22 protein-coding genes are annotated in these 25,274 nt (G+C 57.1%); 12 read left to right on the top strand and 10 right to left on the bottom strand.

Annotated elements, in window-relative coordinates; translation table 11 throughout:
• Positions 1 to 20: 20 nt before the first annotated feature.
• Positions 21 to 1,661, top strand: coding sequence for a phosphoglucomutase (alpha-D-glucose-1,6-bisphosphate-dependent) (gene pgm / locus BJ885_RS02040; protein WP_032649535.1), 1,641 nt, complete (start codon positions 21 to 23; stop codon positions 1,659 to 1,661).
• Between the two features lie 103 nt (positions 1,662 to 1,764).
• On the opposite strand, the gene potE is transcribed toward pgm, so the two are convergent.
• From potE to kdpF, 9 genes are all read right to left on the bottom strand, one after another.
• Complete coding sequence (potE, locus tag BJ885_RS02045; RefSeq protein WP_014831099.1) at positions 1,765 to 3,078, bottom strand: putrescine-ornithine antiporter; 1,314 nt, start codon at positions 3,076 to 3,078, stop codon at positions 1,765 to 1,767.
• Positions 3,075 to 5,273 (bottom strand): ornithine decarboxylase SpeF, encoded by a 2,199-nt coding sequence (speF, locus tag BJ885_RS02050; protein ID WP_121931071.1) that lies wholly within the window; start codon positions 5,271 to 5,273, stop codon positions 3,075 to 3,077. The genes potE and speF overlap by 4 nt, the downstream gene beginning before the upstream one ends.
• 254 nt (positions 5,274 to 5,527) lie before the next feature.
• Complete coding sequence (gene speFL / locus BJ885_RS02055) at positions 5,528 to 5,632, bottom strand: leader peptide SpeFL (protein WP_003858645.1); 105 nt, start codon at positions 5,630 to 5,632, stop codon at positions 5,528 to 5,530.
• A 279-nt stretch (positions 5,633 to 5,911) separates the two neighbouring features.
• A complete protein-coding gene (gene kdpE, locus BJ885_RS02060) occupies positions 5,912 to 6,589 on the bottom strand; it encodes a two-component system response regulator KdpE (protein WP_121931072.1) in 678 nt (225 codons plus the stop codon).
• Positions 6,586 to 9,273: a two-component system sensor histidine kinase KdpD gene (gene kdpD, locus BJ885_RS02065; RefSeq protein ID WP_121931073.1), complete on the bottom strand. Its 2,688-nt coding sequence runs from the start codon at positions 9,271 to 9,273 to the stop codon at positions 6,586 to 6,588. Before kdpD ends, kdpE begins: the two co-directional genes overlap by 4 nt.
• A complete protein-coding gene (gene kdpC, locus BJ885_RS02070) occupies positions 9,274 to 9,849 on the bottom strand; it encodes a potassium-transporting ATPase subunit KdpC (RefSeq protein WP_059346352.1) in 576 nt (191 codons plus the stop codon).
• 12 nt (positions 9,850 to 9,861) lie between these two features.
• On the bottom strand, positions 9,862 to 11,910 hold the full coding sequence (kdpB, locus tag BJ885_RS02075) for a potassium-transporting ATPase subunit KdpB (protein WP_029741177.1): 2,049 nt from the start codon (positions 11,908 to 11,910) through the stop codon (positions 9,862 to 9,864).
• An 18-nt stretch (positions 11,911 to 11,928) separates the two neighbouring features.
• Positions 11,929 to 13,608 carry a potassium-transporting ATPase subunit KdpA gene (kdpA, locus tag BJ885_RS02080; RefSeq protein WP_121931074.1) on the bottom strand — a complete coding sequence of 560 codons (1,680 nt, stop codon included), beginning with the start codon at positions 13,606 to 13,608 and terminating at the stop codon, positions 11,929 to 11,931.
• A complete protein-coding gene (gene kdpF / locus BJ885_RS02085) occupies positions 13,608 to 13,697 on the bottom strand; it encodes a K(+)-transporting ATPase subunit F (protein ID WP_014069365.1) in 90 nt (29 codons plus the stop codon). The genes kdpA and kdpF overlap by 1 nt, the downstream gene beginning before the upstream one ends.
• A gap of 309 nt (positions 13,698 to 14,006) precedes the next feature.
• Here kdpF and BJ885_RS02090 point away from each other — a divergent pair, with 309 nt between their 5' ends.
• The 7 genes from BJ885_RS02090 (at position 14,007) to nei (ending at position 19,905) form a co-directional block, all read left to right on the top strand.
• Positions 14,007 to 14,213 carry a YbfA family protein gene (locus BJ885_RS02090; protein WP_023310781.1) on the top strand — a complete coding sequence of 69 codons (207 nt, stop codon included), beginning with the start codon at positions 14,007 to 14,009 and terminating at the stop codon, positions 14,211 to 14,213.
• Between the two features lie 390 nt (positions 14,214 to 14,603).
• Positions 14,604 to 16,016, top strand: a complete 1,413-nt coding sequence (phrB, locus tag BJ885_RS02095; RefSeq protein WP_059346355.1) for a deoxyribodipyrimidine photo-lyase — start codon at positions 14,604 to 14,606, stop codon at positions 16,014 to 16,016.
• 10 nt (positions 16,017 to 16,026) lie between these two features.
• Positions 16,027 to 16,770: a type 2 GTP cyclohydrolase I gene (locus BJ885_RS02100; RefSeq protein ID WP_023310783.1), complete on the top strand. Its 744-nt coding sequence runs from the start codon at positions 16,027 to 16,029 to the stop codon at positions 16,768 to 16,770.
• A 14-nt stretch (positions 16,771 to 16,784) separates the two neighbouring features.
• On the top strand, positions 16,785 to 17,441 hold the full coding sequence (gene pxpB, locus BJ885_RS02105) for a 5-oxoprolinase subunit PxpB (RefSeq protein ID WP_029741173.1): 657 nt from the start codon (positions 16,785 to 16,787) through the stop codon (positions 17,439 to 17,441).
• Entirely contained in the window at positions 17,435 to 18,367 is a 933-nt protein-coding gene (gene pxpC / locus BJ885_RS02110; protein WP_047648380.1) for a 5-oxoprolinase subunit PxpC, read from the top strand. Before pxpB ends, pxpC begins: the two co-directional genes overlap by 7 nt.
• The gene (pxpA, locus tag BJ885_RS02115; RefSeq protein ID WP_121931075.1) at positions 18,354 to 19,094 is read left to right on the top strand and encodes a 5-oxoprolinase subunit PxpA; all 741 of its coding nucleotides are present in this window, start codon (positions 18,354 to 18,356) and stop codon (positions 19,092 to 19,094) included. Before pxpC ends, pxpA begins: the two co-directional genes overlap by 14 nt.
• A gap of 19 nt (positions 19,095 to 19,113) precedes the next feature.
• Positions 19,114 to 19,905, top strand: a complete 792-nt coding sequence (nei, locus tag BJ885_RS02120; protein ID WP_029741594.1) for an endonuclease VIII — start codon at positions 19,114 to 19,116, stop codon at positions 19,903 to 19,905.
• A 97-nt stretch (positions 19,906 to 20,002) separates the two neighbouring features.
• Here the strand turns inward: nei and BJ885_RS02125 are convergent, their stop codons facing one another.
• Positions 20,003 to 21,286, bottom strand: a complete 1,284-nt coding sequence (locus tag BJ885_RS02125; RefSeq protein ID WP_023334930.1) for a citrate synthase — start codon at positions 21,284 to 21,286, stop codon at positions 20,003 to 20,005.
• A gap of 639 nt (positions 21,287 to 21,925) precedes the next feature.
• Here BJ885_RS02125 and sdhC point away from each other — a divergent pair.
• Genes sdhC through sdhB form a run of 4 tightly spaced genes read left to right on the top strand, consistent with a single transcriptional unit; the run spans position 21,926 to position 25,169 of the window.
• A complete protein-coding gene (gene sdhC, locus BJ885_RS02130; RefSeq protein ID WP_020684965.1) occupies positions 21,926 to 22,330 on the top strand; it encodes a succinate dehydrogenase cytochrome b556 subunit in 405 nt (134 codons plus the stop codon).
• The gene (gene sdhD / locus BJ885_RS02135; RefSeq protein WP_008501088.1) at positions 22,324 to 22,671 is read left to right on the top strand and encodes a succinate dehydrogenase membrane anchor subunit; all 348 of its coding nucleotides are present in this window, start codon (positions 22,324 to 22,326) and stop codon (positions 22,669 to 22,671) included. The genes sdhC and sdhD overlap by 7 nt, the downstream gene beginning before the upstream one ends.
• Positions 22,671 to 24,437 (top strand): succinate dehydrogenase flavoprotein subunit, encoded by a 1,767-nt coding sequence (gene sdhA / locus BJ885_RS02140; protein WP_014883036.1) that lies wholly within the window; start codon positions 22,671 to 22,673, stop codon positions 24,435 to 24,437. The genes sdhD and sdhA overlap by 1 nt, the downstream gene beginning before the upstream one ends.
• A 15-nt stretch (positions 24,438 to 24,452) precedes the next feature.
• Positions 24,453 to 25,169, top strand: coding sequence for a succinate dehydrogenase iron-sulfur subunit SdhB (sdhB, locus tag BJ885_RS02145; protein ID WP_008501090.1), 717 nt, complete (start codon positions 24,453 to 24,455; stop codon positions 25,167 to 25,169).
• Positions 25,170 to 25,274: the final 105 nt, after the last annotated feature.

Raw genomic sequence — 25,274 nt, forward strand, 5'->3', positions numbered from 1 at the left:
TGCATCAGAAGGACCCGGTAATGGCAAATCACAGCCGTGCAGGCCAACCTGCACAACAAAGCGATTTGATTAACGTCGCTCAGCTGACCGCGCAGTATTATGTGCTGAAACCGGTCGTGGGCAACGCAGAACACGCAGTGAAGTTTGGTACATCCGGTCACCGCGGCAGCGCGGCGCGCCACAGCTTTAACGAACCGCACATTCTGGCCATTGCTCAGGCCATTGCGGAAGAGCGCGCTAAAAACGGCGTTACCGGTCCGTGCTACGTGGGGAAAGATACCCATGCCCTGTCTGAACCGGCGTTCATCTCTGTGGTGGAAGTGCTGGCGGCAAACGGCGTCGACGTGATTGTTCAGGAGAACAACGGCTTCACCCCAACGCCTGCGGTCTCTAACGCCATCCTGGTGCACAACAAAAAAGGTGGCGCGCTGGCTGACGGTATCGTTATCACGCCATCCCACAACCCGCCGGAAGACGGTGGTATCAAATACAACCCGCCTAACGGTGGCCCGGCCGACACCAACGTCACCAAAGTAGTGGAAGATCGTGCGAACGCGCTGCTGGCTGATGGTCTGAAAGGCGTGAAGCGCATTTCTCTGGATGCTGCCATGGCGTCCGGTCACGTGAAAGAGCAGGATCTGGTTCAGCCTTTCGTGGAAGGGCTGGCGGATATCGTCGATATGGCGGCTATCCAGAAAGCCGGCCTGAAGCTGGGCGTGGATCCGCTGGGCGGCTCCGGTATCGAATACTGGAAACGTATCGCCGAGCATTACAAGCTGGATCTGACCATCGTGAACGATCACGTCGATCAGACCTTCCGCTTTATGCACCTGGACAAAGACGGCGCGATCCGTATGGACTGCTCCTCCGAGTGCGCGATGGCGGGTCTGCTGGCGCTGCGTGATAAATTCGATCTGGCGTTTGCTAACGACCCGGATTATGACCGTCACGGTATCGTCACCCCTGCCGGGCTGATGAACCCGAACCACTATCTGGCCGTCGCGATTAACTACCTGTTCCAGCACCGCCCGCAGTGGGGTAAAGAGGTGGCCGTCGGTAAAACACTGGTGTCCTCCGCGATGATCGACCGCGTGGTCGAGGCGCTGGGCCGCAAGCTGGTGGAAGTGCCGGTGGGCTTCAAATGGTTCGTTGACGGTCTGCACGACGGCAGCTTCGGCTTCGGCGGTGAAGAGAGCGCGGGCGCATCTTTCCTGCGTTTCGACGGCACGCCATGGTCAACCGATAAAGACGGCATCATCATGTGCCTGCTGGCGGCGGAGATCACCGCGGTCACCGGTAAGAACCCGCAGGAACACTACAACGACCTGGCGGCACGCTTTGGTGCGCCAAGCTATAACCGTATTCAGGCTAGCGCGACGTCAGCCCAGAAAGCGGCCCTGTCCAAGCTCTCTCCGGAGATGGTCAGCGCAAGCACCCTGGCGGGCGATCCGATCACTGCTCGTCTGACGGCTGCACCGGGCAACGGCGCATCCATTGGTGGTCTGAAAGTGATGACCGAGAACGGCTGGTTCGCCGCGCGTCCGTCCGGTACGGAAGATGCGTACAAAATCTATTGCGAAAGCTTCCTCGGCGCTGAGCACCGTCAGCAGATTGAGAAAGAAGCGGTAGAGATTGTCAGCGAAGTGCTGAAAAACGCGTAAGTGCGGTATGGTGGCGGGCTGATGCCCTCACCCCGCCCCTCTCCCACAGGAGAGGGGGAAAACACTAAAAACGGCAACCCATGGGTTGCCGTTTTGCTTTTACTTAACTGTGCTTGTTCTTCAATTCAAACCGCGGTGACACCAGACCGTACAGCGTCCAGCCCATAAAGGTCACCATCGCGCCATACAGCATCGCTTCCTGGCCGGATGAGTAGAGCGCATAGAAGCTGTAGATTGCCCCGATCAGCGCCACGATATTGGCCGCACGCGCTTTGCGTGGATCCACCTTCGCCACCTTCTGGATGATCACCAGCGCTGCCATCGACAGAATATACGGAATGATGTTCGTCACCACCGCCAGGTTGACCAGCACGTTGAACTGGCTGTTCAGCGACGGGCTAATGGTCATCAGCGACAATCCGCTCTGGAAGATGACAATTGCCAGCATCCCCTGCACCGGCGCATCCGCTTTGGTCACGCGGGAGAAGATTTTTGGGAAGTAACCTTCATCAGCCGAGGATTTAAACACCTGTGCGATGGTGAACTGCCAGCCGAGGAGTGAACCGCAGCAGGACATGACCATCAGACCCATGATCACTTTCCCGACCTCAGGCGTGAACATCTGCGCGAAGGCCAGCCCGAACGGCGCCGTGGAGTTAGCCAGATCCATATTCGGTACGATGCCCGCAATCACGTTAGTCGAGACGATATAGATCACCGCCGCGCCCAGCGTGCCGCCGAGGACCGCAATCGGCACGTTCTTTTCCGGATTCTCTACCACTTCCGCGTTCGCGCAGGCGGATTCCAGACCCAGGAAGGCCCACAGCGTCATGGCGATGGATGACCCAACAGCGGTAAAGAACGGCACATGGTGCGGGTTCCAGGAGTTGGCGTAGAGCGTCGGGCTAAACCAGAACCAGCCGATGATGCACAGGCCGACAACCGGTATAATCACGCCCCAGACGGTGATGCTGGAGAGCTGTCCGGTGATACGCGCGCCGCCAAAGTTAGCGACGGTGCAGATCCACAGCACCCCGATGGTCGCCAGCCCAATTTGTACCGGGCTGAGCGTCGCGCCAAACAGCTCCGTTCCGTAACCCACCGCGGAGATGGCAATCGCCACGTTGGCGATCAGCAGCGACACGCCGTAGGTATAGTTGGCCATAAAGTTGCCCGACTTGCCAAAGGCGTATTCGGCATAGCCCCCCATGCCCCCTGACTTACGGCTGAACATCCCGCACTTGGCGAACGCCCACGCCAGCGCCATTGAACCGACTGCCGTCACCAGCCAGGAGATGATAGAGATGGTACCCACCTCTGCCAGTTTGGTGGGCAGCATGATAATCCCGGATCCCATCATGTTCACCATGGTGAGGATGGTCAGCTGCACCACGCCCATCTTATTGGACTTACTCATAATTTCTCTCCTTTCAGCAGCGCGGGCTGAGCGGCGGGTTGTTTGATGACGTTACAGCGAACCTGTTTGCGACCCTCACACTCCTCGACGTACACACCCTGCAGCTCCGGCGCGAAGCCCGGCAGCAGGTTGATGCCTTCTTCCAGCGCGGCAAAGTAGCGCAGCACCGAACCGCCCCAGACTTCCCCTGGAACCACGCACAGCACTCCCGGTGGATAAGGGAGCGCGCCTTCGGCGGCGATACGGCCTTCCGCGTCGCGCAGTGAGACCAGTTCAACCTCACCGCGCAGATAGGCGTAGTTGGCGTCCTGCGGGTTCATCATCACGCGCGGGAAGTGAGACTTGCGGAACATCTCTTTCTGCAGCTGCTTCACGTTGTGGCGGGCGTACAGGTCGTGCATTTCCTGGCAGATCTGGCGCAGGGTGTAATCCGCGTAACGCTCCGGATGCTGTTTATAGAGAGAAGGCAGGACGTCTTTCAGCGGAACATCGCTCTCGAGCAGTTTTTCGAAGCGCACCAGCTGCGCCACCAGCTGCTGCAGTTTGCCCATATCTTCCGCAGGCGTGAGCAGGAACAGGATCGAGTTGAGATCGCATTTCTCCGGCACGATGCCGTTTTCACGCAGGAAGTTGGCAAGGATAGTGGCGGGCACGCCGAAGTCGTCATACTCCCCGGTGCGGGCGTTGATGCCCGGCGTGGTCAGCAGGAGCTTGCACGGGTCGATAAAATACTGATGCTCAGCGTAGCCTTCAAAAGCGTGCCAGTTTTCACCCGGTACGAAGTGGAAGAAGCGCAGATCGGTCGCAATTTCCGCGGTGTCCCAGCTTTCCCACGGGCGGCCATCTACCGTTTCCGGCACGAAGGGGCGCAGATTCCGGCAGTTCTCCAGGATCAGCTTGCGTGCTTCGATACCGTTCACCACGCAGTCCATCCACATGTTGCGGCCGCTCTGGCCCTCATGCATACGGGCGTTAATGTCCAGCGCAGCGAACAGCGGATAAAACGGGCTGGTGGAGGCGTGCATCATAAAGGCATTATTCAGCCGCTTATGCGGGACATAGCGCTGTTGCCCTTTGATATGGCTGTCTTTCTTATGGATTTGCGAGGTCTGCGAGAAGCCGGCCTGCTGTTTATGCACGGACTGGGTGACCAGGATCCCCGGATCGTTTTCGTTCAGCTCCAGCAGCAGCGGAGAGCAGTCGGCCATCATCGGAATAAACTGCTCATAACCCACCCAGGCCGAGTCAAACAGGATGTAATCACACAGGTGTCCAATCTTATCAACCACCTGACGGGCGTTATAGATGGTGCCATCGTAGGTGCCCAGCTGGATCACCGCCAGACGGAACGGACGCGCATCGCGTGCACGGCCCGGCGCCACCTCTGCCACCAGCTCGCGCAGATAACTTTCTTCAAAGCAGTGGGCGTCAATGCCGCCAATAAAGCCGTACGGGTTGCGCGCGGTCTCCAGATAGACCGGCGTTGCGCCAGCCTGGAGGAGGGCACCGTGATGGTTAGATTTGTGGTTGTTACGGTCGAACAGCACCAGGTCACCCGGGGTGAGCAGGGCGTTAAGCACCACTTTGTTGGATGACGAGGTGCCATTCAGCACGAAGTAGGTCTTATCGGCGTTAAAGACTTTTGCCGCATGCTGCTGGGCGATGCACGGCGCGCCTTCGTGGATCAGCAGATCCCCCATCGCCACGTCGGCGTTGCACAGATCGGAGCGGAAAAGCGTCTCACCAAAGAAATCGACAAACTGATTACCGGCAGGATGACGGCGGAAGAACTGGCCACCCTGATGCCCCGGGCAGTCAAACGCGCTGTTGCCCTGCTTCACATAGTCGACCAGCGCGCGGAAAAACGGCGGGCGCAGCTGGGTTTCATACTTCTGGGCTGCAGCTTCCAGCTGGCGTCCATAAAAGTCGTTGCTGGTGTCTGAATACTCAAATACGCCATGAATGCGCGATAAATAGTCTGCCGGGATGAACTCTTCTTTGTGCGTCGCGACAAAAACAGGAATGCCAAAACCGGTGGCTTCTATTTCGTCCAGGATACCGCTGGCAATATCCGTGACCGCCAGAACAATGGCGGCAACATCAATATAATCAGAGGCTCGGACATCCACCAGTTCACGCTGGGTAGTAAAGCAATCCGGACATGCACGGCTGGCTGCGATTTTTAAACTTTTCATCTTTCTCTCTTTATTTTAGGTAATAAGCGTCCCTCGATTTCCTGCAAGAAAGAAATCGATAATTTACCGGAAAAAAAGCAAAGGGTGGCCGCTGATTAAAATCAGTGAATTGCTTTTTTGATGATTGAAATTCAGTCCGCCCGGTGCGGATGAGTCTGAATTAAAATGAATGAGCGCACGAGTTCACAGGCAGTAGCCTGTAAAATAAGGTGTTTCAGGATAACCTGTAAGCGGGTGCGCCAGAAGTCGAAGGACTACCGGGCATTAAAGAGATGAAAGTCAAAGCAGTTTCGGTGGGCAAACATCATGATATGTGTTGTCCGCCTTATATGGGGCATTAAGCGATTGTTGTTTTCCATGTTTCATTTTTCTTTCAGTAATTGAAAGCATGGTCATTTTATCCAGAGAAAGGCGATTAACCGTGAGGTAGATCACCGTTAACCGATCAAATCAGAAATAAATATTCGTTTTGGATGAATATTGCAGATCAAAATTCTGATTTGTTGGCGTTGCGTTAACAGATTGTGTTATCAATGTTTTAAATGAACAAAAATAGCCCGTAAAAATAATGTATGGGTTATTTATGAAATATTGTCTGAGGTATTTAGATTTTATTTAAAAATAAAATGAATAGTTATTCAAAGCATAAACCGATAACCGATACCGGTTTCAGTTAATAAATGGCGAGGGCGAGCGGGGTCAACTTCGAGTTTCTGACGAAGATGTCCCATATATATGCGTAAATAATGACTATGTTCTACAGCGTTGGGTCCCCACACCTGACTTAACAGCTGGCGTTGGGTGAGTACCTTGCCGTGATTGTTGAGCAGCACGGCGAGCAGGCGAAATTCTATTGGCGTGAGATGGATTTCATCTTCACCGCGCACAATGCGTCGCGCGGCCAGGTCAACCCGGATATCTCCAAACGTGTAGGTTGGGTCAGCGGGCGTGGTTGCGCTGTGGCGGCGCAGCGCCACGCGAAGGCGAGCCTGTAGCTCGCCGATACCAAAAGGTTTAATCAGATAGTCATCCGCCCCGGCATCCAGCGCCGCGATTTTATCCGTCTCTTCCGTACGCGCGGAGAGCACGAGGATCGGCATCTGGCTCCACTGACGCACTTCCCGGATAAAATCGATACCGTCGCCGTCCGGCAGGCCAAGATCGAGGATCACCAGGTCCGGCTTGCGGGTGGCGGCTTCTATTAAACCCCGCTGAAGCGTACCCGCATCATGAACGCGCAGACCGTCCCCTTCCAGCGCAGCGCGCAGAAAACGGCTAATGGCGATCTCATCTTCAACAATCAGAACGTTGATCACAAATCCTCTGGTAATTCATTAAGTTCTGGCGGGGTTTCCAGAGGAAGTGTAACACAAAACCGCGCGCCGCCTTCGGGACGATTCTCTGCGGAGATGGACCCACCGTGGACGTCAATGATCGCCTGGCAAATCGCCAGCCCCAGCCCCACGCCCGGAATGGCCGACTCCTTATTGCCGCGCGCGAATTTTTCGAAAATAGCCAGCTCCTGCCCGCTTGGAATGCCGGGTCCTGTATCCCAGACGTCAAGGTGAAGCGTGCCATCGTCCACCGTCGCATCCACGCCAATTTGCGCGCTGGCGCCCGCATATTTGCCGGCATTTTCCAGCAGGTTGATCAGCACCCGTTCAAACAGCGGGCCATCAACGTGAATTAAGGTCAGGGGCTCGGGCATATTCAGCGCAATATGGCGCCCACCCAGGCCGGGTTCGAGCATTTTCAGGGCGCTGCCCACTACCTCTTCAAGCGTGAGCCACTCTTTTTTGAGGTTAAAACCGCCTGACTGGATACGCGCCATATCGAGCAGGTTATTCACCAGGCGCGTGGTATTCAGCACATGCTGGCGGATCTCGCTGGCCTGTAGAGCGTGTTTAGAGCCTTCCGCCGCCAGGTCCAGCGTCAGGATTTCTGACTGACCAAACAGGACGGTGAGCGGGGTTCGCAGATCGTGAGAGAGCGCCGCCAGCAGCGAGTTACGAATGCTTTCCCGCTCGCTCGCCAGCCGGGCCTGCTCTTCGCTGGCGGTGAGGGCCAGCCGCTCCAGGGCGCTGGCAACCAGCAGCGTAAAGGTCTCCAGCAGCCGCTGCTGTTCGGGGATCATCAGCTGGCGCAGGTTTGAGGGCTCAACAATCACCAGCCCCTGATTTTTATCGGCGCTGCGCAGCGGTAGAATTTGATAGGGCACGCCGGGCAGGGTGTCGGTCCCTGCGCCCGCAGGTAACCCTTTATCAAAGCTCCAGCGCGCGATGGCTTCGTCCCAGGGAGTCATGCCTGAGGCCGACGTCAGCGGTCGCAGCTTGCCGTGTTCGTCCGGGAGCAAAATCAGGTTGCTGGCATGAAACGTCGAGCGAATAAACTGCTCGCTGGTCTGCACGATATCCAGCGGCGTGCGTCCCACCGCCAGCGATTTCGACATCTCATAGAGATGGCGCGTGCGCTGCTCGCGATAGCGGGCAATACGCGCCTGGTAGCGCACGCCCGCCGTCAGATTCCCGATCACCAGCCCGACGGTGAGCATCACCGCAAAGGTGAGGATGTACTGCACATCCGACACGGCGAGCGTCCCGCGGGGGGCAATAAAGAACAGATCGAAGCTGATGACGTTGATGACCGTCGCCAGTACCGAGGGCCAGCGCCCGTAAAAGAGCGCCACCACCACTACGCCAAGCAGGTAGATCATCACCAGGTTGGCGGCATCAAACGCGATCAGCCACTGGCTGGCAATCACGGTAATCAGGGCGCAGAGCACGACGGCGACAAGACAGCCGCGCAGCTGAATGCGCCATTTATCGCTGAAGGCACGGCTGTCCGGCGCGCGGCTGGGTAGCTGCGTGGGCTTATCATCCAGCGCCACGATCACCAGATCAAGATCCGGTGCGCGGTGGGCCAGCTTGTCGGCAAACGATTCGCGGCTAAACCAGCGGCGATGCTGGCGACGGCCAATCACGATTTTCCCCAGATTGTGCTCACGGGCGTAGCGCAAAATGGCTTTATCTTCCTGTGGGTCGGAGAGGGTGGCGGTTTCGGCACCCAGCTCCTGCGCCAGGCGAAGCGAACTCAATATCGCGCGACGCTGGTTTTCGGGCAGAGCGTGCAGCTGCGGCGTTTCGACATACACCGCATGCCAGACGCTGCCAAATTTAGCCGCCAGGCGCGCGGCGGTGCGGACAAGCTTTTCATTGCCGCTGCCGTGCCCTACGCACAGCAGGATGGCATCTCGCGTATGCCAGACGCGCTCCTGGCCCTGCAGGTCGCGCCAGGCGCGCATCTGATCGTCGACGCGATCGGCAGTACGACGCAGGGCCAGCTCGCGCAGGGCAATCAGGTTACCTTTACGGAAGAAATGTTCGATGGCGCGCTCGGCCTGGCCGGCAATATAGACTTTGCCTTCGTGCAGGCGCTGGCGCAAATCATCGGGGGGCAGGTCAACCAGCACCACTTCATCGGCGGAATCAAAGAAGGGATCGGGCACCGTCTCGCGCACCTGAATGCCCGTGACGCCGCTCACCACGTCGTTCAGGCTTTCAAGATGCTGAACGTTAACCGTCGTGAAAACATCGATGCCGGCTTCGAGTAGTTCTTCTACATCCTGCCAGCGTTTTGGATGGCGTGAGCCTGGCGCATTGCTGTGCGCCAGTTCGTCCATCAGGATAAGGGCGGGACGGCGGGCGAGGGCGGCATCGAGATCGAATTCGGTGACTAACCGACCGCGGTGGCTGATGCGGCGGGGCGGCTGGGTGGCCAGCCCCTTCAGCAGAGATGCGGTCTCTTTGCGTCCGTGGGTTTCTACCACGCCTATCAATATATCGAGCCCCTGCGCCCGAAGCCGCTGGGCTTCCGTCAGCATGGCGAAGGTTTTCCCGACGCCTGCGCAGGCGCCAAAGAAAATTTTCAGTTTGCCGCGATGGGCTTCGGCCGTCTGTTCAAGCAGCCTGTCCGGATCCGGGCGCATGGGCTCGTCGGTCATTTAGTTTTTCCTTAGCGCGTCCAGCGCCAGATTCAGCTCAACAATATTCACCACGGGCATGCCGATAAAGCTGACCAGCGGCTTTTGCGTGTGCTCTGCAACCAGCTGGCTAACCTGTTCGATGGTCAGCTGACGGGCCGCGGCGACGCGCGGGATTTGCCATGCCGCTGCTGCCGGCGTCAGGCTGTAGTCCAGCCCGCTGGCCGAGGCGGTCACCAGCTCTACGGGCACCTCACGGCTGGCCTGCGGATTAGCGGCGCGCAGGGCTGCCACGCGCTCAGCAACGGCTTTGTCCAGCTCGGGGTTGCTGCCCGCCAGGTTGCTGCCGCCGGATGCCATCGGATTATACGGGCTTTCGGCAGTGGCGGAAGGGCGTCCCTGGAAGTAACGGGCATCCGTAAAGTTCTGACCAATCAGGCGTGAACCGCGGTTTTCACCGTTTTGCATAATCAGCGAGCCGTTGGCCCGATCCTTAAACCACCACTGGCCCAGCGCGGTGGTCACCAGCGGGTACAGCCCGCCGGTAATGAGAGACAGCAGAATAAACAGAAGTATAGCGGGGCGTAACATCGTCATTTGATTCACCTTTTAAACCAGGCCGAACAGCGTCAACAGCAGGTCGATAACCTTGATACCGATGAAAGGCACCACCAGCCCGCCCAGGCCGTAAATCCACAGGTTGCGGCGCAGCATGGCGGCGGCCGTGAGCGGCTTATAGCTCACGCCTTTCAGCGCCAGCGGGATCAGGAAGACAATAATCAGGGCGTTAAAGATCACCGCGCTGAGAATGGCCGAGGACGGGGAGTGCAGGTGCATCACGTTCAGGGCGTTTAATTGCGGATAGGTCGCAGCAAACGCGGCCGGGATGATGGCGAAATACTTCGCCACGTCGTTGGCGATACTGAACGTGGTCAGCGACCCGCGCGTCATCAGCATCTGCTTGCCAATGTGCACCACTTCAATCAGCTTGGTCGGGTTAGAGTCGAGATCGACCATGTTGCCCGCCTCTTTTGCCGCCTGGGTACCGGAGTTCATTGCCACAGCCACGTCGGCCTGCGCCAGGGCAGGGGCATCGTTGGTACCGTCACCCGTCATCGCCACCAGGCGGCCTTCCGCCTGATACTGACGAATCAGCGCCAGTTTCGCTTCCGGTGTGGCTTCAGAAAGAAAATCATCCACGCCCGCTTCGGCGGCAATCGCCGCGGCGGTAAGACGGTTATCCCCGGTGATCATCACCGTTTTGATCCCCATTTTCCGCAGCTGGGCAAAGCGCTCCTTGATGCCGCCTTTGACGATATCCTTCAGGGCAATCACCCCCAGCACGTGTGCCCCTTCGGCCACCACCAGCGGCGTCGCCCCCTGACGGGCCACGCTTTCGACCAGGCTGTCCACTTCCGGTGGGAAGTGGCCGTTGTTGGCCTCAATGTGGCGACGGATGGCGTCAACAGAGCCTTTGCGGATCATGCGATCCTGAATGTTAATGCCGCTCATGCGGGTTTGCGCCGTGAAGGGCACGAAAGTGGCGTGCAGGCTCTGAACGTCGCGCTGGCGCAGGTTAAAGCGCTGCTTGGCGAGGATCACGATACTGCGGCCTTCCGGGGTTTCATCGGCAAGCGAAGAGAGCTGCGCGGCATCTGCCAGCGTTTTTTCATCCACGCCCGGGGCGGGTAAGAAATCTGACGCCTGGCGGTTACCGAGGGTAATAGTCCCGGTTTTATCCAGCAGTAAGACATCCACGTCACCGGCGGCTTCCACCGCGCGCCCGCTGGTGGCGATGACGTTGGCACCGAGCATACGGCTCATGCCGGCCACGCCGATGGCTGACAGCAGGCCACCAATGGTGGTTGGGATCAGGCAGACCAGCAGCGCCACCAGCACCGTGATGGTGACCGCGGTGCCGCCATAGGCGGAGAACGGCCACAGCGTCGCGGTTGCCAGCAGGAAGACGATGGTCAGGGCCACCAGCAGGATGGTCAGGGCAATCTCGTTCGGCGTTTTACGACGCTGGGCGCCTTCCACCATGGCGATCATCCGGTCGAGGAAGGTTTCCCCCGGGTTAACGCTACACTGGATCACCAGCCAGTCGGAGAGAATGCGCGTCCCGCCCGTCACGGAGGCGAAATCGCCGCCGGATTCACGGATAACCGGCGCGGACTCCCCGGTAATGGCGCTTTCATCCACCGAGGCGCCCCCTTCGATAACTTCACCGTCGCAAGGGATAATGTCCCCGGCCTCTACCAGCACCACATCGCCTTTACGCAGTTCATCCGCCGGAACGTGATCCATCTGCGCGCCGTATTTCGGCTCACGTAGCTTGCGCGCGAAGGCGGTTTTTTTCACCCCTTTCAGGCTGTTGGCCTGGGCTTTACTCCGGCCTTCCGCCAGCGCTTCCGCAAAGTTGGCGAACAGCACGGTGAACCACAGCCACAGGCTGATGGCGCCGGTAAACATCGCATTCCCCGGCATGTGGCCCGTTCCCATGGCAATCGCCAGGGCGGTGGTCAGCACGCTTCCCGCCCAGACAATAAACATCACCGGGTTGTGCCACTGCACGCGCGGGCTCAGCTTTTTCACCGCATCCATGAGCGCCTGGCGAACTAATGACGGTTCGAACAGGGCCAGTTGTTTACGACTCATGACAATTTCTCCGCAAAATCAGCGTAAAGAGAGGTATTCCGCGACCGGGCCTAACGCGAGGGCGGGGATAAAGGTCAGGGCGCCGACCAGTAACACGGTGCCCGTCAGCAGGCCGATAAACAGCGCGCCGTGGGTCGGTAATGTCCCGGTGGTGGTCGGTTGGATTTTTTTATTCACCAGCGATCCGGCAATCGCTAACACCGGCACAATGATCCCAAAGCGACCCACAAACATGCAGAACGCCAGCAGGCAGTTCCAGAACGGTGAGTTGGCGCTTAGGCCCGCAAAGGCGCTGCCGTTGTTGTTGGCGGCAGAAGAGACGGCATACAGCACTTCACTAAAACCGTGAATGCCGGGGTTAAAGATGCCGCTGCGTCCGGCCTCGGTCATCAGCGCCAGCGCAGTGCCGAGCAGCACAAGCGCAGGGGTGACCAGAATTGCCAGCGCGGTTAATTTCATCTCGCGAACGTCGATTTTTTTACCGAGGTATTCCGGGGTGCGGCCAATCATCAAACCTGCAATAAACACCGCCAGCAGCACGAACAGCAGCATGCCGTAAAGACCCGAACCCACGCCGCCAAAGACGACTTCGCCAATCTGCATCAGCCACATCGGGATCATGCCACCCAGCGCCGTAAAGGAATCGTGCATGGCATTAACTGCCCCGCACGAGGCCGCCGTGGTGACCACCGCATACAGGCTGCTGGCGAGAATGCCAAAGCGGCTCTCTTTACCTTCCATGTTGATATTGCTGTTGGCCCCCAGCTGCATGAAATGGCTGTTGCCGTTCCATTCAGCCCACATCACCAGCGCCACGCAGACCACAAAGATCAGCGACATGGTCCAGAGCAGGGTGCGGCCCTGACGGCGATCGTTAACCACATCACCAAAGGCAAAGCAGAGCGCGGCGGGGATCAGGAAAATCGCCAGCATCTGCACAAAATTGGTCAGTGCGGTAGGGTTTTCAAACGGATGCGACGAGTTGGCGTTGAAGAAGCCACCCCCGTTCGTCCCGAGCATTTTGATGGCTTCCTGTGACGCTACTGGCCCCATTGGCAGGAGCTGTTTTGCACCTTCCAGCGAGGTATAGGGCGCGTAAGGCATCAGGTTTTGCAGGGTGCCCTGCTGGATAAAGAACAGCGCGATCAGCAGCGCAATTGGCAGAAGGATCCACAGCGTAATGCGTGTCAGATCCACCCACGCGTTACCCAGGGTATTGATTTTCTGACGCGCAAACGCACGCGTCAGCGCGAAGATCACCGCGATACCGCTGGCGGCCGAGAGGAAGTTTTGCACGGTTAACCCGACCATCTGGCTGAAATAGCTCAGCGTGGTTTCACCGGCGTAGGACTGCCAGTTGGTGTTAGTGACAAAGCTCACCGCCGTGTTCAGCGCAAGATGCCAGGACAGGCCCGGTAACTGTTGCGGATTCAGCGGCAGGATGCCCTGCAACATCAGCATCGCAAAAAGCGCAATGAGCCCAACGATATTCAGCAGCAAAATGGCGATCAGATACTGACGCCAGCTCATCTCCCGATCGTCTATTCCCAGTACGCGCCAGATCCTTTTTTCAACGCTTCCCGTGCCGGGCAGGGGGACGTTGTTGATTAATCGTGCCAGTCCCGATCCCAGTGGCCTTGCCAGAATGAACAGTACCACTAAGAAGCTGGCAATAAGCAGAAACGCCTGAGCAGCCATCAGAAGGCCTCCGCATTTATCAGGGCATAGACCAGATAACCCAATAACAGGAACACCAGCACGATGCCGGCAATAAGACCTGCACTCACAATCCACCTCCGGGTGACTTTCGTTGTTGTACTAACGGTAGGATTTCCGGCGCAAAGATTTCGCAAAAATGGGGAGGGCGGGTGTAAAAAAAGTATAAAAATGCCAAAGCCCACAATTTAACTATTGATAAGTAAATCGTTAACTTTTTTGTAACTTAATTACGGAGAGAATGTAAATATTCACTAAATGGGCAAAAATAAGTGGTCGGATGAGTAGTAAAATTACAAACAAAGCGATATTATTTTAGCCAGGTCACAGATTTTGAATTTTCCGGATGACGTTTCCGGCCAACTATAGGGGAGAAAAATATGGATCTTTATAAAGAGTATCCGGCTCATATCGTGTTCTTGCGCCGCGCTTTCGCCGTAGTGGCTGGCGTGCTGGCTCTGCCGGTGATGCTGTTCTGGAAAGATCGTGCACGTTTTTACAGCTATCTGCACCGCGTCTGGGCGAAAACCAGCGAGAAGCCGGTGTGGATGGATCAGGCCGAGAAAGCGACCTGCGATTTCTACTGATACGAAGACTACACATAGCAATAAAAAAACCGCCAACAGCAATGTGGCGGTTTTTTTGTCCCTCGGGATTCGCGGTCCGTTGGGTGGCTTCAGGCCCTCGTCAGAGGTTACAGGCATATATTTAGCCCTCTTTCTTGCCGGGTGACGCTGTGCTTACCCGGCCTACACAGTGCAAAGATATCAAGTTTTGCATGTTTCATTGTTGGCCCGTGCAAGCGTAGCGCCGCCGGGCGAAACGCACATCAAGCACTTTGTTAGCACTCTGTAAGGCCGCCCTGGCGGCCTTTTTTATTTCATCCCGTCTACACTTCATGGCAAAGTAGTTCAATGCATGCTTTTTCCTTTTACGGCATGCCCTTATGGACATAATGGACAATAGCCTGGAGTTTTATGCCCACCCATCTGGTTTGGTTTCGCGCGGACCTGCGCGTACATGACAACATCGCACTCGCGGCGGCCTGTCGCGACAAAGACGCTAACGTACTGGCTCTGTTTATGGCCACGCCCGAGCAGTGGCGGCAGCACGATATGGCTCCCCGCCAGGCGGCCTTGCTGCGTGCGTATCTGACCGACCTGCAGCACTCGCTCGCCGGAAAAGGCATACCGCTTCTCTATAAAGAGGTGGGTGATTTTGCCGCACAGCTGCAGACGGTGCAGGAGATCTGTAAGCAGCACAAGGTCACGCATCTTTTTTACAACTATCAGTACGAATTCAACGAGCAGCAGCGCGACCGTCAGCTGGAGAAGATGCTGGAAGGGGTGGTCTGCGAAGGGTTTGATGACAGCGTGATGCTGGCACCGGGCAGCGTGATGACCGGCAACCACGAAATGTATAAAGTTTTTACGCCGTTCAAAAATGCCTTTATCAAACGTCTGAAAGAGGCGCTGCCGGAGTGCGTTGCCGCGCCTGCCGTGCGAGGCGAAACCATAAAAGAGCTGCCTGAGCTGACGTTTGATTACCCTCAGCAGCCGTTTGATGAAACGCTGTTCCCCGCCGACGAGAAAGCGGCTATCGCCCAACTGCGCCAGTTCTGCAAGCAGGACGCAGCCAGTTACGACGCGCGTCGGGATTTTCCCGCCATCGAGGGCACCAGCCGCCTGTCGGCCTGTCTGGCGCTGGGCGCGATCTCACCGCGCCAGTGTTTGCATCGTCTGCTGGCGGAGCAGCCGCAGGCGCTGGAGGGCGGCGCAGGGTCTGTCTGGCTGAATGAACTTATCTGGCGCGAGTTCTACCGCCATCTGATGACCTTTCATCCTGGTTTGTGTAAGCATCGGCCCTTCATTGGCTGGACCGATAATGTAAAGTGGCAATCGAATGATAAGCAGCTGAAGGCCTGGCAAAGCGGGCAGACGGGCTACCCGATAGTCGATGCCGCCATGCGTCAGCTTAATGAGACGGGGTGGATGCACAACCGCCTGCGGATGATTACCGCCAGCTTTCTGGTGAAGGATCTGCTTATCGACTGGCGTATCGGAGAGCGCTATTTTATCTCTCAGCTGATCGATGGCGATCTCGCGGCGAATAACGGCGGCTGGCAGTGGGCGGCCTCTACCGGCACCGATGCCGCGCCTTATTTCCGGATTTTCAATCCGACCACGCAGGGACAAAAATTTGATGCGGACGGCGAGTTTATCCGCCGCTGGGTTCCTGAACTTAACGCTATACCTGCTAAAGCGATCCACGAACCGTGGGCATGGGCGGATAAACAGCGTGTAAAGCTGGATTACCCTCGTCCGATTGTCGACCATAAACAGGCGCGTGTCGCCACGCTGGCGGCGTACGAAGCTGCCCGCAAAGCATAAGAGAGTGATGATGAAAAACAGCGAACTGGAAAGCCTGATTAACGAAAAACTGAACAGTACCTCTTTCAGCGATTACGGCCCGAACGGGCTCCAGGTCGAAGGTCGTGAGACGGTGCAAAAAATTATCACCGGCGTGACGGCAAGCCAGGCGCTGCTGGACGAGGCTGTTCGTCAGAATGCCGACGCGGTGATTGTCCATCACGGTTACTTCTGGAAAAACGAATCGCCGATTATTCGCGGGATGAAGCGCAATCGCCTGAAAACGCTGCTGGCAAATGACATCAACCTGTACGGCTACCATCTGCCGCTGGATGCGCACCCGGAGCTCGGCAACAACGTCCAGCTGGCGCAGCTACTGGGCATTACCGTGATGGGCGAAATTGAGCCTCTGGTGCCGTGGGGCGAGCTGGCGATGCCGGTACCAGGACTGGAGCTGGCATCGTGGATTGAAGCGCGCCTGGGCCGTCGTCCGCTGTGGAGCGGTGATACCGGTCCGGATACGGTGAAGCGTGTCGCATGGTGTACCGGTGGCGGTCAGGGCTTTATCGACAGCGCCGCGCGTTTCGGCGTCGATGCTTTTATCACCGGCGAGGTTTCCGAGCAAACCATTCATTCGGCGCGTGAACAGGGGCTGCATTTTTACGCGGCTGGCCATCACGCCACCGAGCGCGGCGGCATTCGCGCCCTCAGCGAGTGGCTGACGGAAAATACCGATCTGGATGTGACCTTTATTGATATCCCTAACCCAGCCTGACGAGAGGTAGTTAAGTGCAGCGAGCGCGTTGTTATCTTCTGGGTGAAACCGCAGTGGTTCTGGAGCTTGAACCACCGGTGACGCTTGCCACGCAAAAGCGTATCTGGCGGCTGACCCAGCGTCTGGCCGACATGCCTGAAGTGGTTGAGACCATTCCGGGTATGAATAACATAACCGTCGTGCTGCGTAGCCCGCATACCCTGGCGCTGGATGCCATTGAACGTTTGCAGCGCTGGTGGGAAGAGAGCGAGGCGCTGGAACCGGAGTCGCGCGCCATTCAGATCCCGGTTGTTTATGGCGGTACGGGTGGGCCGGATCTTGGCGTGGTGGCAGATCACTGCGGATTAACAGAAAAGCAGGTTGTTGAGCTGCACAGCTCGATTGACTACGTGGTCTGGTTCCTGGGGTTTCAGCCCGGATTCCCGTATCTGGGCGGATTATCTCCCCGGCTGCATACGCCACGCCGTGCCGAGCCGCGCGTGAGCGTGCCGGCGGGTACGGTGGCTATCGGCGGCGAGCAGACCGGCGTTTATCCGCTGACATCGCCTGGCGGCTGGCAGCTTATTGGGCATACCGCGACACCGTTATTTGAACCCGGGCTGGAGACGCCAATACTCCTGCGTCCCGGGGATACCCTTCGCTTTATCCCGCAGAAGGAGGGGGTATGTTAACGCTTATTCGCGCCGGGCTTTACACCTCCGTACAGGATGCCGGCCGCTTTGGTCTGCGCCAGTCGGGCGTGAGCTACTGCGGTGCGCTTGACCGTCCTTCGCTGGAAATTGCCAACCTGCTTGTGGGCAACCCAGGCAGCACGGCGGCGCTAGAAATTACGCTGGGTCAGTGTGTGATTGAGTTTGGTCAGGAAACCTGGTTTGCCTTAACCGGCGCAGGGTGTGAGGCGACGCTGGATGGCAAAGCGGTGTGGACCGGCTGGCGGCTGCGGGCGAAAGCCGGGCAGCGCCTGACGCTCAAACGTCCGCTGCACGGCGTGCGTAGCTATCTCGCGGTGGCGGGCGGCATTGACGTGCCGGAGGTGCTGGGCTCATCCAGTACCGATCAGAAGGCGGGCATCGGCGGGCATGAAGGGCGTTTGTTGCGCGACGGCGATCGGCTGGCAATCAAACCCTCCGCGCGCCATTTCTCGACCACGCAGGGCGTAAAACAGCTGCTGTGGGGAAACCAGATCCGCGCCTTACCGGGGCCGGAATATCATGAGTTTGACGAGGCGTCTAAAGAGTCCTTCTGGCGTGCGCCGTGGAAGATCAGCCCGCAGAGTAACCGCATGGGCTACCGCCTTCAGGGGCAGCCGCTGACCCGCACGACGGACCGGGAACTGCTCTCCCACGGTTTATTGCCGGGGGTTATTCAGGTGCCGGGAAACGGTCAGCCCATCGTATTAATGAACGATGCGCAAACTACCGGCGGCTATCCGCGCATTGCCTGCATCATTGAAGCGGATCGCTACCATCTGGCGCAAATTCCCCTCGGCCAGCCGATTCACTTCGTGCAGTGTTCGCTGGAGGAGGCGCTTAAGGCGCGGCAGGATCAGCAGCGTTATCTGGAGCAGCTGGCGTGGAGGCTTGATGGTAAAGATTGATTTGAACGCCGATCTGGGGGAGGGAAGCCGCGCTGATGCGGAACTGATGACCCTGGTCACCTCGGTCAACATCGCCTGCGGCTTTCACGCGGGCGATGCGCAAACCATGCTGGAGAGCGTACGTAATGCCATTAAAAACGGCGTCGCGATAGGCGCTCATCCGAGCTTCCCCGACCGGGAAAACTTTGGCCGCACGGCGATGGATCTGCCGCCTGAGACGGTCTACGCGCAGGTGCTCTACCAGATCGGCGCGCTGGAGGCGATGGTGCGCGCCCAGAACGGCGTGATGCGCCACGTGAAGCCGCACGGCATGCTCTATAACCAGGCAGCGAAAGATCCGGCGCTGGCAGAGGCGATTGCCCGCGCGGTGCGGGACTGTAATCCACAGCTGATTCTGGTAGGCCTTGCGGACAGCGAGCTTATTCGTGCCGGAGAACGGCTGGGCCTGACCACCCGCCAGGAAGTGTTTGCCGACCGCGGCTATCAGCCCGATGGTAGTCTTGTACCGCGCTCGCAGGCCGGGGCGCTGATTACCGATGAAGCTAAAGCGCTGGCGCAGACGCTTGAGATGGTGCGCACCGGGCGGGTGACCGCCGTGGACGGAACATTGGCGAACGTGCAGGCCGATACGGTGTGTTTACACGGCGACGGCGAGCATGCGCTCCAGTTCGCGCGCCGCTTGCGGGCAGCGTTTTCTGAAGAGGGTATCCTCGTCAGCGCCGAATAATGACGATAAGGACACAAAAATGCCTGAAGGTCCGGAGATCCGCCGCGCGGCGGATAGCCTGGAGGCGGCGATAAAGGGCAAACCCCTGACGGATGTCTGGTTTGCTTTTCCTCAGCTAAAACCGTTTGAATCACAGCTGGTGGGCCAGACGGTGACCCATATAGAAACGCGCGGCAAGGCCTTGCTCACGCACTTTTCCCATAACCTGACGTTATATAGCCATAACCAGCTTTACGGCGTCTGGCGGGTGGTGGAGGCGGACGAGCAGCCGCAAACCACCCGCGTGCTGCGCGTCAGGCTGCAAACGGCGGATAAGGCGATCCTGCTCTACAGCGCGTCGGATATCGAAATGTTAACGCCGGAGCAGCTGCTGACGCACCCGTTTCTACAGCGGGTCGGGCCGGACGTGCTGGACATGCGCCTGACGGCGAGCGACGTTAAGGCCCGATTGCTATCCCCAAAATTTCGTAACCGACAGTTTTCCGGTCTGTTCCTCGACCAGGCCTTTCTGGCCGGGCTGGGTAACTACCTGCGGGTAGAGATCCTCTGGGAAGTCGGGCTGGCGGCGCAGCATAAAGCGTCTCAGCTGAATGATGAACAGCTGGAGGCGCTATCCCACGCGCTGCTGGATATTCCGCGGCTGTCGTACAACACGCGCGGCGTGGTGGATGAGAACACGCATCACGGGGCGCTGTTCCGGTTTAAGGTGTTTCATCGGGCGGGGAAAAAGTGCGAGCGGTGCGGCGGGATTATCGACAGGATTATGCTCTCTTCCAGACCTTTTTACTGGTGTCCACACTGCCAGCAATAAAAGTAAAACGGTAACCCATGGGTTACCGTTTTTAAGGTTTTCTCCCTCTCCCTGTGGGAGAGGGGCGGGGTGAGGGCTTCAGGCCGCACCCATCCTGTTAGCGCTTAATATCAGACTTAAAATCACGCTGCTCGTAGCCGGTATACAGCTGACGAGGACGGGCGATTTTCATGCCTTCGCTGTGCATTTCGTTCCAGTGCGCAATCCAGCCTACGGTACGGGCCATAGCGAAGATCACGGTGAACATGGAAGACGGAATGCCCATCGCTTTCAGAATAATGCCAGAGTAGAAATCGACGTTCGGGTAGAGTTTCTTCTCGATGAAGTACGGGTCGTTCAGCGCGATGTGTTCCAGCTCCATCGCCACTTCCAGCAGATCATCTTTGGTACCCAGCTCTTTCAGCACTTCGTGGCAGGTCTCACGCATGACGGTAGCGCGCGGGTCGTAGTTTTTGTAAACACGGTGACCGAAGCCCATCAGGCGGAAGGAGTCATTCTTGTCTTTCGCGCGACGCACGAACTCAGGAATGTGCTCAACGGTGCTGATCTCTTCCAGCATCTTCAGTGCCGCTTCGTTCGCGCCGCCGTGCGCCGGTCCCCACAGGGAGGCGATGCCCGCAGCGATACAGGCGAACGGGTTCGCGCCTGAGGAGCCCGCGGTACGGACAGTAGAGGTAGAGGCGTTCTGTTCGTGGTCAGCGTGCAGGATCAGAATACGGTCCATTGCGCGTTCCAGCACCGGGTTCACTTCGTACTCTTCGCACGGCGTGGAGAACATCATGCGAAGGAAGTTACCCGCGTAGGAGAGGTCGTTGCGCGGATACACAAACGGCTGGCCGATAGAGTATTTGTAGCACATCGCCGCCATGGTAGGCATTTTGGACAGCAGGCGGAACGCCGCGATATCACGGTGACGAGGATTATTCACGTCAAGGGAGTCGTGGTAGAACGCCGCCAGCGCACCGGTAATCCCGCACATCACCGCCATTGGGTGAGAGTCACGACGGAACGCATGGAACAGACGGGTAATCTGCTCATGGATCATGGTGTGACGGGTCACGGTGGTTTTGAATTCATCGTACTGCGCCTGCGTCGGTTTTTCGCCGTTCAGCAGGATGTAGCACACTTCCAGATAGTTGGATTCGGTGGCTAACTGATCGATGGGGAAGCCGCGATGGAGCAGGATACCTTCGTCACCGTCAATGTAGGTGATTTTGGATTCGCAAGATGCGGTAGAGGTAAATCCAGGGTCAAAGGTGAACACACCTTTAGAACCCAGCGTACGGATATCAATAACATCCTGACCGAGCGTGCCTTTTAGCACATCCAGTTCAATAGCAGTGTCACCATTTAGGGTGAGCGTTGCCTTTGTATCAGCCATTTACGGTCTCCTTAGCGCCTTATGCTTAAGACTGCGCTTTACCGGATTTGCTTTCAGCTGTTAATCACCGTTACCAGATTGTTATTTGGCTTACCGCTCAGCTCACGAGGACAAACCAGGGTACAGAGCTATGGCGCCTTGCAGGTAAACGAATGAAATATCAGTGAAACAACAGCAAATCAGCGTTTTTGCAGTCCGAATTATTCAAACCTGTATATCACTAATAACTGTCCTGATAACTTCGGTCAATACCATCACACTGTTACATAACTATTTGTCAGGTGAAAGAGAGACCTCATAACTTTTGCGCATTATATGCCTTTTCTGATGACGTTTGTAACAATATTGTTTAACATTTGTCAAATCAGATGATTAAAAATTAAAAAGATGTTGTTATCGTGACCCTGATCACTGTTCCAGAGAAAACCCGACAAACTGTATGTAGGTTAATTGTAATGATTTTGTGAACGGCCTATACTGCCGCCAGGTCTCCGGAACACCCTGCAATCCCGAGCCACCCAGCGTTGTAACGTGTCGTTTAAGCATCTGGAAGCAGTGTTTTGCATGACGCGCAGTTATAGAAAAGGAACGCTGCTTGACCCGCATCGCAGTCCGGAGGAAGGAAACAATAAGAACAGCATGTGGGCGTTATTCATGATAAGAAATGTGAAAAAACAAAGACCTGTCAATCTGGATCTCAAAACGATCCGGTTCCCTGTAACAGCAATAGCGTCCATTCTGCACCGTGTTTCTGGTGTGATTACGTTTGTGGCGGTCGGTATTTTACTGTGGTTACTGGGCACCAGCCTCTCTTCCCCTGAAGGATTCCTCCAGGCCTCTGCCATCATGAACAGCTTCTTCGTGAAATTCATCATGTGGGGCATTCTGACCGCGCTGGCGTACCACGTCGTCGTGGGTGTTCGCCATATGCTGATGGACTTTGGCTACCTGGAAGAGACTTTCGAAGCCGGGAAACGCTCCGCTAACATTTCATTTGTGATTACAGTCGTGCTCTCACTTCTCGCAGGAGTTCTCGTATGGTAAGCAACGCCTCCGCATTAGGACGCAACGGCGTACATGACTTCATTCTGGTCCGTGCTACCGCCATCGTTCTCACTCTTTACATCATCTATATGATCGGTTTCTTCGCGACCAGCGGCACGCTGACGTGGGAAATCTGGAGTGGGTTCTTCGGATCCGCCTTCACCAAAGTGTTCACCCTGCTGGCTCTGTTCTCCATCCTTATTCATGCGTGGATTGGCATGTGGCAGGTGTTGACCGATTACGTTAAACCGCTGGCGATTCGCCTCCCACTGCAGCTGGCCATTGTTGTTGCACTGGTGGTTTACGTTATTTATGGATTCGTTGTGGTGTGGGGTGTGTAATGAAACTGCCAGTCAGAGAATTTGATGCTGTTGTAATTGGTGCCGGTGGCGCAGGTATGCGTGCCGCACTGCAAATTTCCCAGAGCGGCCAGACCTGTGCGCTGCTCTCTAAAGTTTTCCCGACCCGTTCCCACACTGTGTCTGCGCAGGGCGGTATCACCGTTGCGCTGGGTAACTCCCATGAAGATAACTGGGAATGGCACATGTACGACACGGTAAAAGGTTCCGACTACATCGGCGACCAGGATGCCATCGAATATATGTGTAAAACCGGCCCGGAAGCGATTCTGGAGCTGGACCATATGGGTCTGCCGTTCTCCCGTCTGGAAAATGGCACCATCTATCAGCGTCCGTTTGGCGGCCAGTCGAAAAACTTCGGCGGCGAGCAGGCGGCACGCACCGCAGCGGCGGCTGACCGTACCGGTCACGCACTGCTGCACACCCTCTATCAGCAGAACCTGAAAAACCATACCACCATCTTCTCCGAGTGGTACGCGCTGGATCTGGTGAAAAACGCCGATGGCGCAGTCGTCGGCTGTACCGCACTGTGTATCGAAACAGGTGAAGTGGTTTACTTCAAAGCTCGCGCTACCGTGCTGGCTACCGGCGGCGCAGGCCGTATCTATCAGTCCACCACCAACGCCCACATCAACACCGGTGACGGTGTCGGTATGGCTATCCGCGCGGGCGTGCCGGTGCAGGATATGGAGATGTGGCAGTTCCACCCAACCGGTATCGCCGGCGCGGGCGTTCTGGTAACAGAAGGCTGCCGCGGTGAAGGTGGCTACCTGCTGAACAAACACGGCGAGCGCTTCATGGAGCGTTATGCCCCGAATGCGAAAGACCTGGCGGGTCGTGACGTGGTGGCGCGTTCCATCATGATCGAAATCCGTGAAGGCCGCGGCTGTGACGGCCCATGGGGTCCACACGCGAAGCTGAAGCTCGACCACCTGGGTAAAGAAGTTCTGGAATCCCGTCTGCCGGGCATCCTGGAACTGTCCCGCACCTTCGCACACGTCGACCCGGTGAAAGAGCCGATTCCGGTTATCCCAACCTGCCACTACATGATGGGCGGTATTCCGACCAAAGTGACCGGTCAGGCGCTGACCGTAAACGAGCAGGGCGAAGACGTAGTTATTCCTGGCCTGTTCGCGGTAGGCGAAATTGCCTGCGTATCCGTACACGGTGCAAACCGTCTGGGCGGCAACTCTCTGCTGGACCTGGTGGTGTTTGGTCGTGCAGTGGGTCTGCATCTGCAGGAGTCCATTGCCGAGCAGGGCGCGCTGCGTGACGCGACTGACGACGAAATTGATGCCTCTCTTGAGCGCCTCAACCGCTGGAACGGTAACCGCAATGGCGAAGATCCGGTGGAAATCCGTAAAGCGCTGCAGGAATGTATGCAGCACAACTTCTCGGTATTCCGCGAAGGCGACGCGATGGCCAAAGGTCTTGAGCAGCTGAAAGCGATCCGCGAGCGTCTGAAAAATGCCCGTCTGGACGACACCTCCAGCGAGTTCAACACCCAGCGCGTCGAGTGCCTGGAGCTGGATAACCTGATGGAAACCGCGTTCGCGACGGCGATGTCGGCAAACTTCCGTACCGAAAGCCGTGGGGCGCATAGCCGCTTCGACTTCCCGGATCGTGATGACGAAAACTGGCTGTGCCATTCCCTGTATCTGCCAGAGTCGGAATCCATGACGCGTCGTAGCGTCAATATGGAACCGAAACTGCGTCCGGCGTTCCCGCCGAAGATTCGTACTTACTAATGCGGAGACAGGATAATGAAACTCGAATTCTCAGTTTATCGTTATAACCCGGATGTTGATGACGCTCCGCGTATGCAGGACTACACCCTGGAAGCGGAAGAAGGTCGCGACATGATGCTGCTGGATGCCTTAATCCAGCTGAAAGAAAAAGATCCTACGCTGTCGTTCCGCCGCTCCTGTCGTGAAGGGGTTTGTGGCTCTGACGGTGTGAACATGAACGGCAAAAATGGCCTGGCCTGCATCACGCCAATTTCAGCGCTGCAGCGTCCTGGTCAGAAAATTGTTATCCGTCCTCTGCCAGGCCTGCCGGTCGTGCGTGATTTGGTGGTAGACATGGGGCAATTCTATGCACAATATGAGAAGATTAAGCCTTACTTATTGAATAATGGGCAAAATCCACCCGCTCGCGAGCACTTACAGTCTCCTGAGCAGCGTGAAAAACTCGATGGGTTGTACGAGTGTATTCTCTGCGCATGCTGTTCAACGTCCTGCCCGTCGTTCTGGTGGAACCCGGACAAGTTTATCGGCCCGGCCGGTCTGCTGGCTGCCTATCGCTTCCTGATCGATAGCCGCGACACCGAAACCGACAGCCGTCTGGAAGGACTGAGTGACGCTTTCAGCGTATTCCGCTGCCATAGCATCATGAACTGCGTCAGTGTGTGTCCGAAGGGGCTGAACCCGACGCGCGCCATCGGCCATATTAAGTCGATGCTGCTGCAGCGCAGTGCGTAAGTAGTGAGAGGGGAGCGCTGTTCCCCTCACCCTAACCCTCTCCCTAAGGGAGAGGGAACAGAGTGCAGAAACCTTTAAAAACTGCCCTGAAGTCTAGACAGTTTC

Origin of the sequence: Enterobacter sp. WP_7_1 (assembly GCF_003688535.1) — a bacterium.
Lineage (GTDB): Bacteria > Pseudomonadota > Gammaproteobacteria > Enterobacterales > Enterobacteriaceae > Enterobacter > Enterobacter asburiae.

Coding starts and splice junctions, on each gene's coding strand:
- pgm (WP_032649535.1), top strand. CDS start 21: ATGGCAAATCACAGCCGTGCAGGCCAACCTGCACAACAAAGCGATTTG.
- potE (WP_014831099.1), bottom strand. CDS start 3,078: ATGAGTAAGTCCAATAAGATGGGCGTGGTGCAGCTGACCATCCTCACC.
- speF (WP_121931071.1), bottom strand. CDS start 5,273: ATGAAAAGTTTAAAAATCGCAGCCAGCCGTGCATGTCCGGATTGCTTT.
- speFL (WP_003858645.1), bottom strand. CDS start 5,632: ATGGAAAACAACAATCGCTTAATGCCCCATATAAGGCGGACAACACAT.
- kdpD (WP_121931073.1), bottom strand. CDS start 9,273: ATGACCGACGAGCCCATGCGCCCGGATCCGGACAGGCTGCTTGAACAG.
- kdpC (WP_059346352.1), bottom strand. CDS start 9,849: ATGACGATGTTACGCCCCGCTATACTTCTGTTTATTCTGCTGTCTCTC.
- kdpB (WP_029741177.1), bottom strand. CDS start 11,910: ATGAGTCGTAAACAACTGGCCCTGTTCGAACCGTCATTAGTTCGCCAG.
- kdpA (WP_121931074.1), bottom strand. CDS start 13,608: ATGGCTGCTCAGGCGTTTCTGCTTATTGCCAGCTTCTTAGTGGTACTG.
- BJ885_RS02090 (WP_023310781.1), top strand. CDS start 14,007: ATGGATCTTTATAAAGAGTATCCGGCTCATATCGTGTTCTTGCGCCGC.
- phrB (WP_059346355.1), top strand. CDS start 14,604: ATGCCCACCCATCTGGTTTGGTTTCGCGCGGACCTGCGCGTACATGAC.
- BJ885_RS02100 (WP_023310783.1), top strand. CDS start 16,027: ATGAAAAACAGCGAACTGGAAAGCCTGATTAACGAAAAACTGAACAGT.
- pxpC (WP_047648380.1), top strand. CDS start 17,435: ATGTTAACGCTTATTCGCGCCGGGCTTTACACCTCCGTACAGGATGCC.
- pxpA (WP_121931075.1), top strand. CDS start 18,354: ATGGTAAAGATTGATTTGAACGCCGATCTGGGGGAGGGAAGCCGCGCT.
- nei (WP_029741594.1), top strand. CDS start 19,114: ATGCCTGAAGGTCCGGAGATCCGCCGCGCGGCGGATAGCCTGGAGGCG.
- BJ885_RS02125 (WP_023334930.1), bottom strand. CDS start 21,286: ATGGCTGATACAAAGGCAACGCTCACCCTAAATGGTGACACTGCTATT.
- sdhC (WP_020684965.1), top strand. CDS start 21,926: ATGTGGGCGTTATTCATGATAAGAAATGTGAAAAAACAAAGACCTGTC.
- sdhD (WP_008501088.1), top strand. CDS start 22,324: ATGGTAAGCAACGCCTCCGCATTAGGACGCAACGGCGTACATGACTTC.
- sdhA (WP_014883036.1), top strand. CDS start 22,671: ATGAAACTGCCAGTCAGAGAATTTGATGCTGTTGTAATTGGTGCCGGT.
- sdhB (WP_008501090.1), top strand. CDS start 24,453: ATGAAACTCGAATTCTCAGTTTATCGTTATAACCCGGATGTTGATGAC.